We start from the raw sequence: 16,812 nt of genomic DNA on the forward strand, positions 1-16,812 counted from the left end.
CTCTTTGCAGAGATCGAGAATTAAGGCATTGTCAGTCTGGGGGCTGACAATGTCACAGATATTTCGGCAAAAAATATTTTGGAAAAAGACACTCTGGTGGACCTGGAAGGTCTATGAGTTTTTATGCGTTACGATTGTAACCCTTTATATTGCATTTGTGTTCGTTGGTCTGGTTGCGCATTTTAACGACAGTTATGTGTTGCCGAATAAAATGGTGGTGAAACGAGTTTTCGATTTCACTCTATATGGCCGACCTGATCTGTTTGCTGCTGATGGCCATACGCTTTTAGCTCGTGATTTGGATATGATGTGTTTTAATGACCGTTACATAGAGGTCTATGCTGCAACAGGTGGTGGCCTCATCGATGGAGAAACAAATTTACGTGTTTCTCCTCAATACGGTAAGGATGTCAGCGGATTGCACCGCGGGCCATTTAGCTGCAACGGATATTACATCGGATGGGTAGGGGCTAGCTTGTTGTTTGAGCGTAACCAAGAGCCATCTGAAGGGCCTTGTGATTGGCTCAATTTCTCCAACCCCAATTTGAAAAATCTTGCATGGTTTGAAAAGCGCCGTTGTCGTTCACGCAGATGAAATTCAACTTTCGAGCCTGATAGAAACAAATTTTTGAATAAGTTATCCCCTTAGGATCTATCGCCGTTACCCTCTCAGAAATTGTAATTTGAGAGGGCTCATGAATACATATTTATCTAAGATCGATAAGAGCAGACAACGGTTGAATGAATTAAGCCGCCGGGAAGCTTTCAGTCACTATATCAAACATGGCAGTGTTCCTCGTGTTTGGAACGAAATTATGGATGCTTCACACACCGAAGAAAAGTTTCTTTGGTATTTGATGCGTTATCATCAAGCATTGTTACACAAAGCGAATGTTGGTGCTGAGGAGCGGAGTACCACACATTATATTTGGCGTACAAAGCTTGATGGTCGCGTGCGAAGCGAACATGCTGCCAATGACGGCAAATTATTTTCATGGAATGAGCGGCCTGTTACTGGTCATCCCGGTGAAGAGTATAATTGCAGATGCATCGCTGAGCCATATGTCGAAGGGGCAACAGAGTATGCAACGCATAATTTTTCATCAAGTCTTGCCGGGCCCTATGGTCGCTGGGGCAATTTGGATTTCGTGAAGCATTATTTTTTTGGGAATGGGCGCCCGGTAACCTTGTTGGAAATAGGCCACTTGCAAGAGATTGCGGAGCGGTATGCTTATCACGATGGAAAAGAAGGTGTATTTCGTCGGTTGTCAGGACAGATTGCAAGTAAGGCCCGTAAAGACGGAAGTGGATCGCTAAGTTACCCTTTTCGGGACTCATATGATTTTGGGTCTGTTCAGTTCTCGCATGGTAGTAGTAAAGTCAGAGGTATATTTAACGGTGATGTTAAAACGCAAGGTGCCATGTTGCTAATCAGTGGCGAAAGTCAATTCTACTTTACAGATACGTTCAAAGATCCTTTGGATACCTTCAACCTATTCGAAGATGATCTGGAGGTCGGTGGGACGCCATACGAAATTACGGGTGAGTGGACAGCAAATTTCGTTGCGCAAGTTTTTACAGACGAGTCGAGAAGTCAGTATTTTCATAAGGGGGGCGAATGATTAGATTTTCGCTGTGGCTCGTGTGGAGCGTCTATAAGATCGCCTGTGTTTTTGTGATCTCGGCGGTGATCCTCTTTGCGCTCTTTATCATTTTCACGCGCTATACGAATTACTGGCCGTAAGGCACGGTAGGATCACGCGCCTTAACAGTCGTGAATAATTTGCGAAATCGATTTGGATTTTGGACAGGATGAGGTAAAAACGGCCAAACCTAAAGGAAAATCGATGAGCCTGTCTGATACAATCCGTAACACTTTCGTGCCGATCCATCGTGAAGGCTATCCGTTTATCGCGGCGTTTTTCGTGGTTTCGCTCATTCTGGGCTGGCTGTGGGAGCCGCTTTTCTGGGTTGGCCTGGTGCTGACCATCTGGTGCATCTATTTCTACCGTGACCCTGAACGCGTGACGCCCATCGCCGATGATCTGGTGATCAGCCCGGCTGATGGCAAAGTATCTTTCGTTGGTCCTGCTGTGCCGCCAGCTGAACTTGATCTTGGCGCAGAGCCACTGATGCGTGTTTCCGTGTTCATGAATGTGTTTTCGGTTCACATCAACCGCGCCCCGGTACGCGGCAAGATCGAAAAGATTTTCCACCGTCCGGGTAAGTTCCTCAATGCAGAGCTTGATAAGGCCAGCACCGATAATGAACGCAATTCCGTTCTTATCGACAGTGCAAACGGTAAAGTCGGCGTTGTGCAGATCGCAGGTCTTGTCGCACGCCGTATCGTCTGCTGGTCGCGTGAAAGCGATAATCTTAGCGTCGGCGAACGTTTCGGCCTGATCCGTTTTGGCTCACGCGTTGATGTCTATCTGCCAGCCGGTGCATCGGTTCGCGTGGCTGTTGGTCAGACAGCCGTTGCCGGTGAGACAGTGCTTGCCGAATTTGGTAGTACCCGTGCTGAGCCAGTGGTTCGGATCGCCTGAGCCGATGGAAACACCATTCCCACCCTTCGAGCCGAATGGCCGCGTGAATTCATCGCGTGGCCCTAGATTGTCGCAGATTCCACTGCGCATCGTTGTCCCGAATGTCATCACGGTTCTCGCAATTTGTGCGGGCCTAACGGGCATTCGTCTGGCTTTTGAGCATCGCTTTGAACTTGCAGTGATGATGGTGCTGGTTGCGGCATTTCTTGACGGTGTGGATGGCCGCGTGGCGCGTATGATGAAAGGCTCGTCTAAGTTTGGCGAGCAGATGGATTCACTCGCTGATATCGTCAATTTTGGCGTTGCACCCGCGCTGGTGCTTTATGTCTATGTGCTTGATCAGGCGCGCTCTTTTGGCTGGATTGCAGCACTTCTCTATGCAATTGCCTGCTGCCTGCGCTTAGCGCGTTTCAATGTGATGCTGGAAGATCCAAACCGTCCGCCTTGGCAGAGCAATTATTTCATCGGCGTTCCAGCACCTGCGGGCGCGATGCTGGTGTTGTTGCCCGTCTATCTCGGTTTTCTGGGGCTTACGCCAACAAAGGGGCTTGCTTTCGCGGTTGCGCTTTTCACCGTAGCAATTGCTTTCCTGCTGGTCAGCCGTCTGCCGGTCTATAATGGCAAATCCGCAGGCGGACTTATTCGCCGCGATTTCGTGATGCCGCTGATTTTGCTGGTGGTGATCTATGTGGCGTTTCTCATGAGCTTCACATGGCACACGCTGACGCTCACAGCCCTTGCTTACTTAGCTTTTCTGCCATTCAGTCTTGTTGCGTGGAACAAGCGTGAAGCCGCCGACCGTAATGCTGCACTCGAAAGTGATCCGTCAGAAGAAGTCTGATGGTAAAGTTTTGCGGATGAAATTCACGCGCTCCTGAACCGTTGATATCGGCAGGAGCGCGATTTCATATCCGAGGTCCCGATATGCCTGCTCCATCGCTCTGAATGTGCGCACGGCTTCATCAAAGTCTTGTTTTCGCTCGCTATCCTGTCCGAAAATCTCTTCCCATGGCGGCGCAAGAAACACCGTTCTGTTATATCGAATCATCAATGCCGCGCGTCTCACATGTTCGCTCACGGGCAGAGCGCAAAGCGTGAGATAACCGATCACATCGGGTATGCCGCGATCAAAAAACACAGGTCCCTTGCTGTGATGTGCGAGCTCGTAAGAACGCATCTCCCATGAAAGCATAAGTTCGGCAAACAGTGCACGATCAACCCATGGCAATGCCTGACCGTCAATCTTTACCTGATGCTGGATGATCGCACGCCCTGCTTCAACTGTCCGAGCAAAGCCCTTGTTTTCAAGTGCATCGATAAGTGTGCTTTTGCCCGAACCGGGGCCGCCACTGATAATGATAAAGCGTTGATGGTCGTGAGACATCGTTCCTCCAAGTGTGTTGGGAAGGTAAGATTCAGAGAAATATGTTTTGGGAAGAGGTCCGCTTTAACACAGGGCCGAATGGTTCGGCAGGAGCGGAAGAATACAAAATGATAATTCCGGCCTTGAGGTTATGCAAGGCCGGAAAAACAGTGATTAGGATGGCATATGATAATCGAGGAAACGATCCTGACGCACATCGTAAAGCTTGCCGGTAACATCAAGGTGTGGATCAGCAAGTTTAACAATCTTCTCCGCAACCGATTGTGCAGTCGGTAGGGTTTCGGGGTCTTCTCCCGGCATGGCTTGCGCGCGCATCGCGGTGCGGGTTGCGCCGGGATTGACCGAATTGACCTTAAGCTTCATCTGCTTGGTTTCTTCAGCCCAGCTCCGTCCCATCACTTCAACTGCTGCCTTGGACGCCGCATATGGCCCCCAGAAAGCACGGCAGGAGTGGGCGACACCGGATGAGAGCAGAATTGCACGGCCGGCATCAGATGCACGCAGCAGCGGATCTGTGGTGCGGATCAATCGCCAAACGCTTGTGACATTGACATTCATCACCTTGTCAAAGGTCTTGGCTTCAATATGGCCGATGGGGGAAATCGTGCCAAGAACGCCAGCATTTGCAACCAGAATGTCGAGTTTGCCCCAACGCTCATGAATAGAGCCGCCAAGCCGGTCAATCGCTTCCATATCCGTAATATCAAGCGGTACAAGCGTGGTACTACTGCCGATCTTGCGAATTTCATCGTCAAGCTCTTCCAGTCCGCCGACTGTACGCGCAACGGCGATCACATGTGCGCCGCGCTTTGCAAGCTCTAGTGACAAAAAATAACCAATACCGCGCGATGCGCCCGTTACCAAGGCCACACGGCCTGTAAGGTCGATACTCATTATACCCCCAGTTTAGAACGCATCCCGAAAAGTGTGAAACGAGTTCCGGGTAAGATGCGTTTCAGAAAAAAACATACAGAGCGACAACCTGATCCAATCAGATCGAAAAGCGCTGTCGTCAGGAACGTGAAACAGGCGGCCTGATAGCCGCCTGTGTGTAGATTTTCAATCAGCCATTGGAGGCGAGCATCGACAAGGTGTGAACGTTGCTTTCGCCTTCCTGATCGAGAAGCCGGGTTGGATATTCACCCGTAAAATAGTGATCGGTGAAGGCGGGTGCCTTCGGATCACGCGGTTCACCGCCAACAGCCTTGTAAAGCCCGTCAATGGTAAGGAATGCCAGCGAATCTGCACCGATATACCGGCACATGGCTTCCAGACTGTCATACTGGTTTGCCAGAAGCTTATCGCCATCCGGTGTGTCGATGCCGTAGAAATCCGGGTGGAAAATCATCGGGCTCGCAACGCGGATATGCACTTCCTTGGCACCTGCCTCGCGGATCATCTGAACGATCTTGACTGAGGTTGTACCGCGTACAATGGAATCATCCACCAGCACAACACGCTTGCCTTCGATCATCGCACGATTGGCAGAATGCTTGAGCTTCACGCCGAGGGCGCGAATCTGCTGTGTTGGTTCGATGAAGGTTCGGCCAACATAGTGATTGCGGATAATGCCATACTCAAACGGAATGCCGCTGGCCTGTGCAAAACCAAGAGCAGCCGGTGTTCCGCCATCTGGGACCGGAACGACGACATCGGCTTCGACTGGCGCTTCTTTGGCCAGATTCATGCCCATGTTCTTGCGCGCAACATAAACACTGCGACCGCCGACAACTGAGTCCGGACGTGCGAAATAGACATATTCAAACAGACAGAGACGCTCTGGCTGCGGATTTTCAGCCTTGATGCAATCAGTGGTGATGGAGCCGTCTTTCTGGATTTCGCAGATGATGACTTCGCCGTTTTCAACGTCTCGAATGTATTTCGCGCCTATGATGTCGAGAGCACAGGTTTCCGAACAGAAGATTGGCTTGCCGTCGAGCTCGCCCATGACGAGGGGACGAATACCAACCGGGTCACGTGCGGCAATCAGCTTGGTGCGGGTCAGCGCCAGCATGGCGTAACCGCCTTCAACCTGACGGATCGCATCGACAAAACGTGCGCTTGAAGAGGTCTGACGCGAACGCGCGATCATATGCAGAACGACTTCGGTGTCTGACGTCGCCTGAAAGATAGCACCCGATGCGATCAACTGCTTGCGTAGCGTAATGCCGTTGGTAAAATTGCCGTTATGTGCAATCGCGATGCCGCCCACTTCCAGCTCTGCGAAGAGTGGTTGCACATTGCGCAGGATTGTCTCGCCAGTCGTGGAATAGCGCACATGGCCAATCGCACGGTCGCCGGGCAGGCGCTTGAGCGTGGAAACATCTGTGAAGTGATCGCCGACCAATCCCATATGACGTTCCGAATGGAAACGACGGTTATGGTAGGAGACAATACCGGCGGCTTCCTGTCCGCGATGCTGCAGAGCATGCAGGCCAAGAGCAGTCAGCGCCGCGGCGTCCTCATGGCCAAGAATGCCAAATACCCCACACTCTTCATGCAACGTATCATCGTCCAGCATAAAGGAGTTTTCGTCATGCGATTGTTGGAACATTGTCCGCAAGGCCTTTCGATTGCGGTTACTAAAAGCAACATTTACAGGAAAGAGCGCTGTTTTAAAAGCCGTCCCTTACATGCTGTGCGTTTCAGCCGCTGATATAGGGGAAGTTTTCAAGCATTTCCAGAGAAATTGAGTGGCAGCTTTGCGATGAACACTGCGTCAATACAGATAGCAAAATGCATGAAACCGGCAGTTTTGGACTGCCGGTTTCAAAAAAGAGTGTCTGGGATCAATTTGCAGCCGGTGTGTCGTCCGGTACGGGCTGCTCGGCTGGAGCACCATTTTCGGTGCCAGCGGGCGCTTGTGTTTCCTGGCCCGGTTTGAACTGCTTGAGCGCCGATTCAGGATCTGCAGGCAGCAAATCAATCAGTTGCTGGCCAAACGAATCGAGCATCGGCTTGGATTTGGCATTATTGACCCATGCTGGCTGGTTTGTCGGAACAAGCCAGTTGAAGAACAGCATCGCAACAACGACGAGCAATACACCACGTGCTGCACCGAACAAAAAGCCGAGCGTGCGGTCGAGTGCACCGATACGGCTGTCGATGATGAAATCAGCGATCTTCATGGTAATCAGCGAAACAATTATCAGTACAACGAGGAAAACGGCACCCGCGGCTGCAATCTTTGCGATGGTTTCGTTGTTGATATAGGGCTGCAGGAAGGGCAGTACCGGCATGTAAAACAGGTATGCTGCTGCGGCTGCCGCAGCCCATGAAACCAACGAAAGCACTTCGCGTGAGAAACCACGGACCATCGCAAGAACGGCCGAAACCAGCGTTATTCCGAGTAGAATTCCATCAAGTAACGTAATCGGCATTCTGGCCTGTCCTTAATTTATACGCAGCGTGGTTTTCACCTGCGGGGCAGTCAAATTTGCATTAGAGCGCGTGCGCCCTGTGAGGCGCACAAAGGACGCTCTAACATATTGAGTAATCTAACAGCGGAAAGTTGACGAAATCTTCCCACGCTAAAATCTTAGTCTTTCTTCTTCGGACCCGATGCGGCGATCCGAACAACCAGATCGGACAAAGCCGTGGTCTCCATAAGGCTGAAACCGCGGTCTTTCCAAAGTTCACTGGTTCCACCGGGCGCAACAGCTTGCTTAAAACCGAGTTTTTCCGCTTCCTTAAGCCTCTGTACCGCATGTGAAACCGCACGAACAGCGCCGGAAAGACTGATTTCACCGAAATGAACACAATCTGCGGGTAGAGCAATACCGGCAATCGATGAAACAAGGGCCGCAGCAACTGCAATATCGGCCGCCGGCTCGCTGATGCGATAGCCGCCCGCCACATTGAGATAAACATCATGCTGACCGAAACGCACGCCGCAATGTGATTCGAGAACAGCCAAAATCATTGCAAGACGACTTCCGTCCCAGCCCACCACCGCACGGCGCGGTGTGCCGAGCGAGGATGGGGAGACAAGTGCCTGTATCTCAACCAGAACTGGGCGTGTGCCTTCCATCCCGGCAAATACGGCAGCGCCCGGTGTCTTGGCGTTGCGTTCACCAAGGAAAAGTTCGGACGGATTGGACACTTCACGCAAGCCGCCGTCCGACATTTCAAACACGCCGATTTCGTCTGTCGGGCCAAAGCGGTTCTTCACAGTGCGAAGGATACGATACTGATGCCCGCCTTCGCCTTCAAAATAGAGAACGCCATCGACCATATGCTCAACAACGCGTGGGCCGGCAATCTGCCCTTCCTTGGTGACATGACCGACGAGAACGACCGCAGCTCCTGTCTGTTTGGCATAACGGATCATGGCCTGTGCGGAGGAGCGAACCTGCGTGACGGTACCTGGCGCTGAATCCGCCATGTCTGTCCACAGCGTCTGGATCGAGTCGATGATTACAAGATCAGGCCGCTTGCCATCGGAAACGGTCGCCAAAATATCTTCGACATTGGTTTCGGCAGCAAGTTCGACAGCGCTTGATGCCACGCCAAGCCGTTGCGCACGCAGGCGTATCTGTGCGACCGCTTCTTCGCCCGAAACATAGACGATGCGATGGCCGCGATTGGCCAGCGCTGCTGCCGCCTGCGTCAGAAGCGTGGATTTGCCAATGCCGGGATCGCCACCGATCAGCACTGCGGAACCGCGTACGAAACCGCCGCCAGTGACGCGATCAAGTTCGCTTATGCCGGAAATGATGCGCGGTGCGTCTTCGATATCGCCTGAAAGCGAGGTGAGGGCGACGGCGCGACCTTTGCGCTTGGAAAGCATGGAGCCGGGGCCGGAACCAATGCCGCTATTGGTGCCTTCCTCGACAAGCGTATTCCACTCGCCGCAGGAGTCGCACTTGCCCGCCCAACGCGTGTGAACCGCGCCGCAATTTTGGCAGATGAACTGAATGCGTGCCTTGGCCATCAGGCACACTCGTTTTTGATAAGGATGCTATTCATATTGCTCCGGGATATAAGACCCCTCGGCCAAATCTGCAAATCGTGTGAATTCTGACTGGAAGGCGAGCTTGACGGTGCCGGTTGGTCCGTGACGCTGCTTGGCAACGATCACATCGGCTGTGCCTTTCACTTTTTCAAAGTGCTGCTTCCACTCTTCATACTTCGGATCGAACTCATCGCGCGGTTCGAGGTTTTTGACATAATATTCCTCACGGAACACGAAGAGCACCACGTCGGCGTCCTGCTCGATCGAACCTGATTCACGCAAGTCCGAAAGCTGCGGACGCTTATCTTCGCGGCTTTCCACCTGACGCGAAAGCTGTGAGAGCGCAATTATCGGAACATTCAGTTCTTTGCCGAGCGCCTTGAGCCCCGTTGTGATTTCAGTAATTTCCTGAACACGGTTTTGCGCGGACGCTTTGGACGATCCGGTCATGAGCTGAATATAGTCGATTACCAGAACATCAAGGCCGCGCTGGCGCTTCAAGCGACGCGCACGTGCAGCCAGCTGTGCAATCGAAATACCACCGGTCTGATCGATATAAAGCGGAATTTTCTGCATATGCTGCGAGCAGGCGACCAACTTTTCGAAATCTGATTCGGTAATATCACCGCGACGGATTTTCGAGGAAGAAACTTCTGTTTGTTCGGAAATAATACGCGTTGCGAGCTGTTCCGCCGACATTTCGAGCGAGAAGAAACCAACAACGCCGCCATTGATTGCCTTCAACGTACCATCGGCCTGCTGTTCGCTTTCATAGGCGTTGGCGATATTGAAAGCTATATTGGTTGCAAGCGAGGTCTTGCCCATACCCGGACGACCTGCAAGCACGATCAAATCGGAAGGCTGCAAGCCACCCATTTTGCCGTCCAGCATGTGGATGCCAGTGGAAACACCCGACAAATGGCCATCACGCATGAAAGCGGCATTGGCCATATCGACTGCGTTGGTGACGGCATCCTTGAACGGCTGAAAACCGCCGTCATAACGGCCAGTTTCGGCAAGCTCGAACAGGCGGCGCTCGGCGTCTTCGATCTGTTCCTGCGGCGCATTATCAACCGGCGCATCATAGGCCACATTGACCATGTCTTCGCCAATGCCGATCAAGGCACGGCGGGTCGCAAGATCATAGATCGCGCGGCCATAATCTTCGGCGTTGATGATGGTGACGGCTTCGGTCGCAAGGCGCGCAACATACTGGAAGACCGTCAGATCACCGATCTTGCCTTCATTAGGCAGAAAGGTTTTCATCGTGACCGGATTGGCCATTTTGCCAACGCGGATCAGATCGGTAGAAATCTCGTAGAGCTTGCGATGCAAAGGCTCGAAGAAATGGGTTGGCTTCAGAAAGTCGGAAACCCGGTAAAACGCATCATTGTTGATCAGAATAGCGCCCAACAGCGCCTGTTCTGCTTCAATATTGTGGGGTGCTTCACGATAAAGCGCATCTTTTTGATCGCGCGCATCGTCAAGTTTGCGTACCGCCGCTTCCGCCATGATTCTTCTATCCTGTCCCTGATATTTCCAGCTAGACCTTAATCGAGGCCAAACACAACGCGGCCTCGGGATGATTCCTGCTGGAAGAAACAAAATATACCATGATTCACAGACATCCACAGTTCACGGTTTAATCTTTTGCCCAAGTCTTGACTAAGTGGCTTGACGGGTGACGTCTGATTTTGATTATGCCTTTGCACTCCTTTTTTGGGTTTGTGCCTCGCTATTCGCGCCTTTGGGTGCACTGTCCAACCGCTTGAGCCGCTTTTCTTCGGCTTCAATGTAATTGCGAGTGAGCGGCACGACGTCCTGTTTGTGCGCAATCTGGATGTGAAACACCATCATGTTTTGCCAGCGGAACGCACTTTCTGATGCTGCCAGATAAAACTCCCACATGCGGCAGAAGCGTTCATCATAAAGCGCCTTGGCTTCATCGCGCCGCGCCATGAAAGCAAGCCGCCATTCTTTAAGCGTTTCAGCATAATGAAGCCGCAAGATTTCAATATCGGTCACGTAAAGCCCGGCTTTTTCAATATGGGGTAATACCTCGGAAAGTGCCGGAATATAGCCGCCAGGGAAGATGTATTTTCGTATAAACGGATTGGTTGCACCGGGACCATCAGCGCGGCCTATCGCGTGAAGCAGAAAAACACCGTCCTTTTTCAACAGTCGCGCGGCATGTTCAAAATATTCCGCAAAATGTCCGACACCGACATGCTCGAACATGCCAACTGACACCAGTCGGTCAAACTCATCATCAATTTTGCGATAGTCTTTCAGCTCAAACTTTGCGCGCTCTTCAAGCCCTTCATCCAATGCGCGCTGATTGGCAATGGCATGCTGTTCTTCCGAAAGCGTTACACCTGTTACATTGGCTTTGAGATATCGGGCGAGATAAAGCCCCATGCCACCCCAGCCGCAGCCGATGTCGAGTATTTTTTGATTTTCCTTGACCAGAAGCTTTGCAGCGATATGCCGTTTTTTGGCAAGCTGTGCTTCTGCAAGTGTTGCATTGGGTGTATCGAAATAGGCGCAGCTATATTGTTTGTCTGGATCAAGAAAAAGATCGTAAAGCGCACCTGAAAGATCATAATGGCTTTTGATGTTGTTGGATGAACGGGTGATATCGTTCATCTGCTGGAAGCGCCGAAACAGCACCCGGACCTTGCCTGCTGCCTTCATCCAAGGCTCGGTAGCGGCTGTCGGGCCCGTGTTCTCGAAAACGGTTTTCAGCAGCGTATAAATATTGCCATCAAGAAAATCGATCTCACCATCCATGAAACATTCTGCAAGCTTCAGTTCGGGATTGAGCGCGACTGCGCGTTCGGCATGGCGCGTATTAAAGCGTATGTGGACCGGTTCGCCGGTCTTGTCCCCGTATTGAAAAATATTGCCGTCTGAATCAGTGACCGATAAATCACCCGCTTTGATCATGTGCGAAAGAACTGTACGTAGCATTCCATGCATAGGCCCCATCCCCTTTTCAGAGATTGAAGCAAGTGCAACATCCATGCAGTTGCATGGCAGGCGGACTGTTCCCTAAGTCGAAGCCGCTCTGTCATCAGATTTCAGGCAATTCCCATTCGGTCAATTGGCCTATGGCTTTCGCCTGAGCAAACACGGACGTTTCCGTCAGCACTCTCTTCAATCCAACACTAATATGAAGAATAGGCAAAATTTTCGATCTGAAAAGAGAAAATGCCCGACGGAAGCCGCCGGGCATGATCATATAAAGTTTACCACCATGGTAATGCCCGCAATATTAAAGGGCTTTCATGGGCTGATAAATGGCAAATTAAGCCTGGTCTTCTTCGCCTTCTTCGTCTTCATCGAAGACTTCGTCAGCAAGTGGAGCTTCTTCGATACCGTAGATGGCTTCGATTGAAGTCAGGTCTTCACCCTTTGCTTGACGTTCAGCTTCTTCGGTCGAGCGAGCAATGTTTACTGAAACAGTAACTTCGACTTCAGGATGCAGCGAAATAACGATTTCGTGCACGCCGATTGCCTTGATTGGCTGCTTCAGTTCAACCTGATTGCGGTGCAGATTGAAGCCGTTTGCAGTGATGATGTCAGCGATGTCACGGGTCGAAACTGAACCGTAAAGCTGACCGGTTTCACCAGCCGAACGAACAACGATGAACGATTCGCCGTTGAGCTTGGTTGCAACTGCTTCAGCTTCGTTCTTGCGCTCAAGGTTTTGAGCTTCGAGCTGCGCGCGCTGGCCTTCAAACTTCTTGCGGTTGGCTTCGTTTGCACGAAGAGCCTTGCCCTGTGGCAGAAGGAAGTTACGAGCAAAGCCGTCCTTGACCTTGACTGTGTCGCCCATCTGACCGAGGCGGCTGATACGTTCCAGAAGAATAACGTCCATTTGAATTTCCTTTCGAGAAGTGGATGCGTTTTATTGGTTATCGGCATTCGGGATTTTCGAAATCGGCGCTCCACGCGACGTATCGAAAAGACCGAAAACCATGAATACGAAAAGTAGAAATGCGAACAGTATGATCGCTACATAGACCAGCCACAGAACCACTGGACGCCATGCTTTGCCGCGTGTGCGGTGATGGAAAGTCGCAAGGCCTGCAATCATGAAGCCGAAGCTCAGTGCGCCAACGACAACCGTTGCAATGAGACCGGCAGCGCCGGGCAGAAAGGCCACGGCAAGGGCGACGGCGAAGACCAGAAGTGCCTGGCGCGGCATGCGCATGGTTGCTGGCCAGTCATCACGCGGGCGGCGCAGACGACCGGAAAGCGCCGTCAGGCGCAGAGCAAGATACAGATTGCCCATCAAAATGGCGAGGCAGGTAGCAGGCTGGATAGCAGGCAACGCCACCATCAAAAGCGAGCTGACACTTTGGCGCATTTCATCGCTTGCAGTGAATTGCGGATCAGCTGCGGCAAGACTGTCGATCAGCGTATTGGCGAGTTCCCGCGCCATATCCGGACCGAAACCAAGAATGAAGCCGATGATAATGAAGCTGGCAGCCACCATCAAAGCGAGGCGGAAAACGATGTCTGATAATGGATACCAGACCATGACGTCTTTGGGGCCGCCGAGTTCAGAAGCAGGGCGTGCAAGGCCTGAAAGGTAGGCGCCGATTGCAGCAGGCGCATAGCTTGTCAGAGCCATAAGAACGGCTGCCATTGGTGCCGCAACAATGCCAACCGCGATGGTGGCGCAAGCAGCAGCGATAAGCCCTGCGCTCGAACCCCAGCCAAGAGCAGCTACAAAAATTGGTAATGGTGTCAGGAAATACAAAACCACCGCCATGCCCGATTGGGCGATGACGCCAGACGACATCAATGCCGAGGCAAGCCCCGCCAATGTGCCGACTCCAATGATGGTTCCGTTGAATTTCATAAATTCGCTGTCCTGCTCCGGCTGTTCCGGTTTTGCAGTTAGAGGCTGCGATCATTCGCTACGCCCCAACTTGGGATTTTAGTACTCCGTTTGCGCCCATCGCATCCGGGAAGAAACGCAAGGCGACATGAATGCCGCCTCGCGAAAAGGTCTTACTTCACAACGTATGGGAGCAGGCCGAGGAAACGTGCGCGCTTGATCGCCTTAGCGAGTTCGCGCTGCTTCTTCTGGCTGACAGCTGTAATACGCGAAGGAACGATTTTACCACGTTCCGAAATGTAACGCTGCAGGAGCTTGATGTCCTTGTAGTCGATCTTCGGTGCATTTGGACCGGAGAACGGGCATGTCTTGCGACGACGATGGAAAGGACGACGGGTTGGGATCTGATTGATATCAACCATGATTATGCTCCTTCGCCAGCTTCGTTGTCACGTGGACGACGTGGGCCACGATCACCGCGGTCGCCGCGATCACCACGGTCGAAACCGCCTTCACGTGGACGACGTGGGCCGCGGTCGTCATCGCGATCACGACGTTCGTCGCGGCGCGAAAGCATGGCCGACTGGCCTTCTTCGTGTTCTTCAACGCGGATGGTCATGAAACGAAGAACGTCTTCGTTGATGCGCATCTGACGTTCCATTTCAGCAACAGCAGCTGCTGGTGCATCAATGTTTACGAGCGTGTAATACGCCTTGCGATTCTTCTTGATACGGTAGGTGAGGGGACGAAGACCCCAGTTTTCTACCTTACCAACCTTGCCGCCATTAGCTTCAAGGACACCCTTGTACTGTTCGACGAGAGCGTCGACCTGCTGCTGGGAAATGTCCTGGCGGGCAAGAAGCACATGTTCATAAAGAGCCATTGGCTTTGCCTTTCTTCTGTTACATCACGCTGGCACTAACGGCTAAGCCTCTGCGACTTCTCTTAGAACCGGAAAACCGGGAAGAAAGGACGCTTGGGTAAAGACAATCGAGAGCGGAGACACGGGAGGCAGAAGCGCTTATCGACTTCCACATGCTTTCTCACTTTTAACGGTGAAGAAGGCATGCTCCTCCGTTCAGCCCCCAGCTAATGCCAGCAACGAACGGGCGGCTAATACGTGTTTTCCCCCCGCTTTGCAAGCGGCAAAGCCAGTAGAAATCCACAAATGGTTGACTTTTCAACCCATATTGGGGCACATCGCGGGAAATTGTTATATAAAAAGAGGCATTCATGGCGGTAGCATTTACATTTCCGGGACAGGGTAGCCAGGCAGTTGGCATGGGTAAAGCCCTTGCAGAACAATTCGCTGAAGCCCGCGCTGTTTTCGAGGAAGTGGACGCAGCGTTGGGCGAAAAGCTCTCCACAACCATGTTTGAAGGTCCGGAAGACGTTTTGACGCTGACGGCCAATGCACAGCCTGCATTGATGGCTGTTTCCATTGCCACGCTGCGCGTCATGGAAGCTCAGGGCTTTTCGTTAAAAGATAAGGTCGCTTATGTTGCCGGTCATTCGCTTGGCGAATATTCGGCACTTTGTGCGGCTGGCACGTTCTCGCTGGCCGATACTGCGCGCCTTTTGCGTATTCGCGGCAATGCGATGCAGAAAGCTGTTCCTGTTGGTGAAGGCGCAATGGCTGCCATCATCGGTCTGGAACACAGCGAAGTACAAGCCATCTGCGCAGAAGCCAAGGCTTCCGGTTCAGTTCAGATCGCCAACGATAATGGCGGCGGCCAGCTTGTGATCTCCGGCTCGAAGGCTGCGGTTGAACTCGCGGCTTCGCTTGCGTCGGAAAGGGGTGCCAAACGCGCAATCATGCTGCCTGTTTCCGCACCGTTCCATTCAACATTGATGGCTCCTGCCGCTGACGCTATGCGTGAAGCGCTTGCTCAAGTTGAAAAGCACAATCCGGTTGTGCCGCTCATTGCCAATGTGCGTGCAGCACCTGTGACCGATGCCAATGAAATCGCTGATTTGCTGGTTGAACAGGTTACGGGTCAGGTGCGCTGGCGCGAAACTGTTGAATGGTTTGCGGCTAATGGCGTCACGACGCTTTATGAAGTAGGTTCAGGCAAAGTTCTGACTGGTCTTGCGCGCCGCATCTCCAAGGATGTGACCGGCGTAACCGTTGGTTCCGCCGAAGAAATTGATGCAGCGCTTGCTGCGCTTGATGCATAAAAGGATCTGAGATGTTTGATCTGACTGGCCGCAAGGCTCTCGTAACCGGCGCAACAGGCGGTTTGGGCGAAGCGATTGCCCGCGCTCTTCATGCACAGGGCGCAATCGTCGGCCTGCATGGCACCCGCGAAGAAAAGCTCAAAGAACTGGCTGCTGAACTCGGCGATCGCACATTTGTTTTCCCGGCCAATCTTTCCGACCGCGAAGCCGTCAAGGCGCTGGGTCAGAAGGCCGAAGAAGAAATGGGCGGCATCGATATTCTCGTCAACAATGCCGGTATCACCCGCGATGGCCTGTTCGTTCGTATGAGCGATGAAGACTGGGATTCGGTTCTCAATGTCAATCTGACGTCTGTGTTCAATTTGACGCGCGAGCTGACCCATCCAATGATGCGCCGCCGCAAGGGCCGTATTATCAACATTACATCAATCGTTGGTGTGACCGGGAATCCGGGGCAGGCCAATTACTGCGCTTCCAAAGCTGGCCTTATTGGCTTCTCGAAGTCGCTTGCACAGGAAATTGCGAGCCGCAATGTTACTGTCAATTGCATTGCTCCGGGCTTCATCGAATCGGCCATGACCGATAAGCTGAACGAGAAGCAGAAAGAAGCTATCATGGGCAGCATCCCGATGAAGCGTATGGGTGTCGGTTCTGAAATTGCTGCTGCCGTGCTTTATCTTGCGAGTGATGAAGCTGCATATGTTACCGGCCAGACGTTGCACATCAATGGCGGTATGGCTATGATTTAAAAACCCTTTATGGGTCTTTAAATCGGTATTTTACGGTATTAAAAGTCTTAAAGTTGGGTGCTCAAAACTAAAATGCGCTTTGCCTTACTCAAGAAGCATGGTAATGCGCCCGACGAGAGTTTCGGCATTTCGATAATCGAAGTGCCGTTTTC

The 16,812-nt window shown here is 52.1% G+C and carries 18 protein-coding genes; 7 read left to right on the plus strand and 11 right to left on the minus strand.

Going from position 1 to position 16,812, the window contains the following annotated elements:
• The first annotated feature begins 49 nt into the window (after window positions 1–49).
• The 5 genes from CEV31_RS07970 (at window position 50) to pssA (ending at window position 3,387) form a co-directional block, all read left to right on the plus strand.
• The gene (locus CEV31_RS07970; RefSeq protein ID WP_094506465.1) at window positions 50–595 is read left to right on the plus strand and encodes a hypothetical protein; all 546 of its coding nucleotides are present in this window, start codon (window positions 50–52) and stop codon (window positions 593–595) included.
• A gap of 100 nt (window positions 596–695) precedes the next feature.
• A complete protein-coding gene (locus CEV31_RS07975) occupies window positions 696–1,622 on the plus strand; it encodes a phage minor head protein (protein ID WP_094506466.1) in 927 nt (308 codons plus the stop codon).
• Complete coding sequence (locus CEV31_RS21395) at window positions 1,619–1,744, plus strand: hypothetical protein (protein WP_268876325.1); 126 nt, start codon at window positions 1,619–1,621, stop codon at window positions 1,742–1,744. Before CEV31_RS07975 ends, CEV31_RS21395 begins: the two co-directional genes overlap by 4 nt.
• Window positions 1,745–1,847: 103 nt before the next feature.
• On the plus strand, window positions 1,848–2,546 hold the full coding sequence (locus CEV31_RS07980) for a phosphatidylserine decarboxylase (RefSeq protein WP_094506584.1): 699 nt from the start codon (window positions 1,848–1,850) through the stop codon (window positions 2,544–2,546).
• Between the two features lie 4 nt (window positions 2,547–2,550).
• Entirely contained in the window at window positions 2,551–3,387 is an 837-nt protein-coding gene (pssA, locus tag CEV31_RS07985) for a CDP-diacylglycerol--serine O-phosphatidyltransferase (RefSeq protein WP_094506585.1), read from the plus strand.
• Here pssA and CEV31_RS07990 read toward each other — a convergent pair.
• From CEV31_RS07990 to rpsF, 11 genes are all read right to left on the minus strand, one after another.
• On the minus strand, window positions 3,373–3,930 hold the full coding sequence (locus tag CEV31_RS07990; protein ID WP_094506467.1) for an AAA family ATPase: 558 nt from the start codon (window positions 3,928–3,930) through the stop codon (window positions 3,373–3,375). The genes pssA and CEV31_RS07990 overlap by 15 nt on opposite strands.
• Window positions 3,931–4,083: 153 nt before the next feature.
• Window positions 4,084–4,824, minus strand: a complete 741-nt coding sequence (locus tag CEV31_RS07995) for an SDR family NAD(P)-dependent oxidoreductase (RefSeq protein WP_094506468.1) — start codon at window positions 4,822–4,824, stop codon at window positions 4,084–4,086.
• Between the two features lie 169 nt (window positions 4,825–4,993).
• On the minus strand, window positions 4,994–6,484 hold the full coding sequence (gene purF, locus CEV31_RS08000; protein WP_094506469.1) for an amidophosphoribosyltransferase: 1,491 nt from the start codon (window positions 6,482–6,484) through the stop codon (window positions 4,994–4,996).
• A 235-nt stretch (window positions 6,485–6,719) separates the two neighbouring features.
• On the minus strand, window positions 6,720–7,310 hold the full coding sequence (locus CEV31_RS08005; RefSeq protein WP_094506470.1) for a CvpA family protein: 591 nt from the start codon (window positions 7,308–7,310) through the stop codon (window positions 6,720–6,722).
• Window positions 7,311–7,468: 158 nt separating this feature from the next.
• Complete coding sequence (radA, locus tag CEV31_RS08010) at window positions 7,469–8,863, minus strand: DNA repair protein RadA (protein ID WP_094506471.1); 1,395 nt, start codon at window positions 8,861–8,863, stop codon at window positions 7,469–7,471.
• A 27-nt stretch (window positions 8,864–8,890) separates the two neighbouring features.
• Complete coding sequence (locus tag CEV31_RS08015) at window positions 8,891–10,396, minus strand: replicative DNA helicase (protein WP_094506472.1); 1,506 nt, start codon at window positions 10,394–10,396, stop codon at window positions 8,891–8,893.
• A gap of 186 nt (window positions 10,397–10,582) precedes the next feature.
• On the minus strand, window positions 10,583–11,863 hold the full coding sequence (locus CEV31_RS08020) for an SAM-dependent methyltransferase (protein ID WP_094506586.1): 1,281 nt from the start codon (window positions 11,861–11,863) through the stop codon (window positions 10,583–10,585).
• 328 nt (window positions 11,864–12,191) lie between these two features.
• Window positions 12,192–12,764 carry a 50S ribosomal protein L9 gene (rplI, locus tag CEV31_RS08025; RefSeq protein ID WP_094506473.1) on the minus strand — a complete coding sequence of 191 codons (573 nt, stop codon included), beginning with the start codon at window positions 12,762–12,764 and terminating at the stop codon, window positions 12,192–12,194.
• A 30-nt stretch (window positions 12,765–12,794) separates the two neighbouring features.
• Window positions 12,795–13,754 carry a DUF2232 domain-containing protein gene (locus tag CEV31_RS08030; RefSeq protein WP_094506474.1) on the minus strand — a complete coding sequence of 320 codons (960 nt, stop codon included), beginning with the start codon at window positions 13,752–13,754 and terminating at the stop codon, window positions 12,795–12,797.
• A 152-nt stretch (window positions 13,755–13,906) separates the two neighbouring features.
• Window positions 13,907–14,155 (minus strand): 30S ribosomal protein S18, encoded by a 249-nt coding sequence (gene rpsR / locus CEV31_RS08035; RefSeq protein ID WP_094506475.1) that lies wholly within the window; start codon window positions 14,153–14,155, stop codon window positions 13,907–13,909.
• 2 nt (window positions 14,156–14,157) lie between these two features.
• On the minus strand, window positions 14,158–14,616 hold the full coding sequence (gene rpsF / locus CEV31_RS08040; RefSeq protein WP_094506476.1) for a 30S ribosomal protein S6: 459 nt from the start codon (window positions 14,614–14,616) through the stop codon (window positions 14,158–14,160).
• Between the two features lie 350 nt (window positions 14,617–14,966).
• Between rpsF and fabD the strand changes: the two genes are divergently transcribed.
• Window positions 14,967–15,911, plus strand: a complete 945-nt coding sequence (fabD, locus tag CEV31_RS08045) for an ACP S-malonyltransferase (RefSeq protein ID WP_094506477.1) — start codon at window positions 14,967–14,969, stop codon at window positions 15,909–15,911.
• An 11-nt stretch (window positions 15,912–15,922) separates the two neighbouring features.
• Window positions 15,923–16,660 carry a 3-oxoacyl-[acyl-carrier-protein] reductase gene (fabG, locus tag CEV31_RS08050; RefSeq protein WP_094506478.1) on the plus strand — a complete coding sequence of 246 codons (738 nt, stop codon included), beginning with the start codon at window positions 15,923–15,925 and terminating at the stop codon, window positions 16,658–16,660.
• The last annotated feature ends 152 nt before the right edge of the window (window positions 16,661–16,812 follow it).

Source organism: Brucella thiophenivorans, assembly GCF_002252445.1.
Lineage (GTDB): Bacteria > Pseudomonadota > Alphaproteobacteria > Rhizobiales > Rhizobiaceae > Brucella > Brucella thiophenivorans.

Coding starts and splice junctions, on each gene's coding strand:
- pssA (WP_094506585.1), top strand. CDS start 2,551: ATGGAAACACCATTCCCACCCTTCGAGCCGAATGGCCGCGTGAATTCA.
- fabD (WP_094506477.1), top strand. CDS start 14,967: ATGGCGGTAGCATTTACATTTCCGGGACAGGGTAGCCAGGCAGTTGGC.
- CEV31_RS08005 (WP_094506470.1), bottom strand. CDS start 7,310: ATGCCGATTACGTTACTTGATGGAATTCTACTCGGAATAACGCTGGTT.
- CEV31_RS08015 (WP_094506472.1), bottom strand. CDS start 10,396: ATGGCGGAAGCGGCGGTACGCAAACTTGACGATGCGCGCGATCAAAAA.
- CEV31_RS07980 (WP_094506584.1), top strand. CDS start 1,848: ATGAGCCTGTCTGATACAATCCGTAACACTTTCGTGCCGATCCATCGT.
- radA (WP_094506471.1), bottom strand. CDS start 8,863: ATGGCCAAGGCACGCATTCAGTTCATCTGCCAAAATTGCGGCGCGGTT.
- CEV31_RS08030 (WP_094506474.1), bottom strand. CDS start 13,754: ATGAAATTCAACGGAACCATCATTGGAGTCGGCACATTGGCGGGGCTT.
- purF (WP_094506469.1), bottom strand. CDS start 6,484: ATGTTCCAACAATCGCATGACGAAAACTCCTTTATGCTGGACGATGAT.
- CEV31_RS07975 (WP_094506466.1), top strand. CDS start 696: ATGAATACATATTTATCTAAGATCGATAAGAGCAGACAACGGTTGAAT.
- CEV31_RS08020 (WP_094506586.1), bottom strand. CDS start 11,863: ATGCATGGAATGCTACGTACAGTTCTTTCGCACATGATCAAAGCGGGT.
- rpsF (WP_094506476.1), bottom strand. CDS start 14,616: ATGGCTCTTTATGAACATGTGCTTCTTGCCCGCCAGGACATTTCCCAG.
- rplI (WP_094506473.1), bottom strand. CDS start 12,764: ATGGACGTTATTCTTCTGGAACGTATCAGCCGCCTCGGTCAGATGGGC.
- CEV31_RS07970 (WP_094506465.1), top strand. CDS start 50: ATGTCACAGATATTTCGGCAAAAAATATTTTGGAAAAAGACACTCTGG.
- fabG (WP_094506478.1), top strand. CDS start 15,923: ATGTTTGATCTGACTGGCCGCAAGGCTCTCGTAACCGGCGCAACAGGC.
- rpsR (WP_094506475.1), bottom strand. CDS start 14,155: ATGGTTGATATCAATCAGATCCCAACCCGTCGTCCTTTCCATCGTCGT.
- CEV31_RS21395 (WP_268876325.1), top strand. CDS start 1,619: ATGATTAGATTTTCGCTGTGGCTCGTGTGGAGCGTCTATAAGATCGCC.
- CEV31_RS07990 (WP_094506467.1), bottom strand. CDS start 3,930: ATGTCTCACGACCATCAACGCTTTATCATTATCAGTGGCGGCCCCGGT.
- CEV31_RS07995 (WP_094506468.1), bottom strand. CDS start 4,824: ATGAGTATCGACCTTACAGGCCGTGTGGCCTTGGTAACGGGCGCATCG.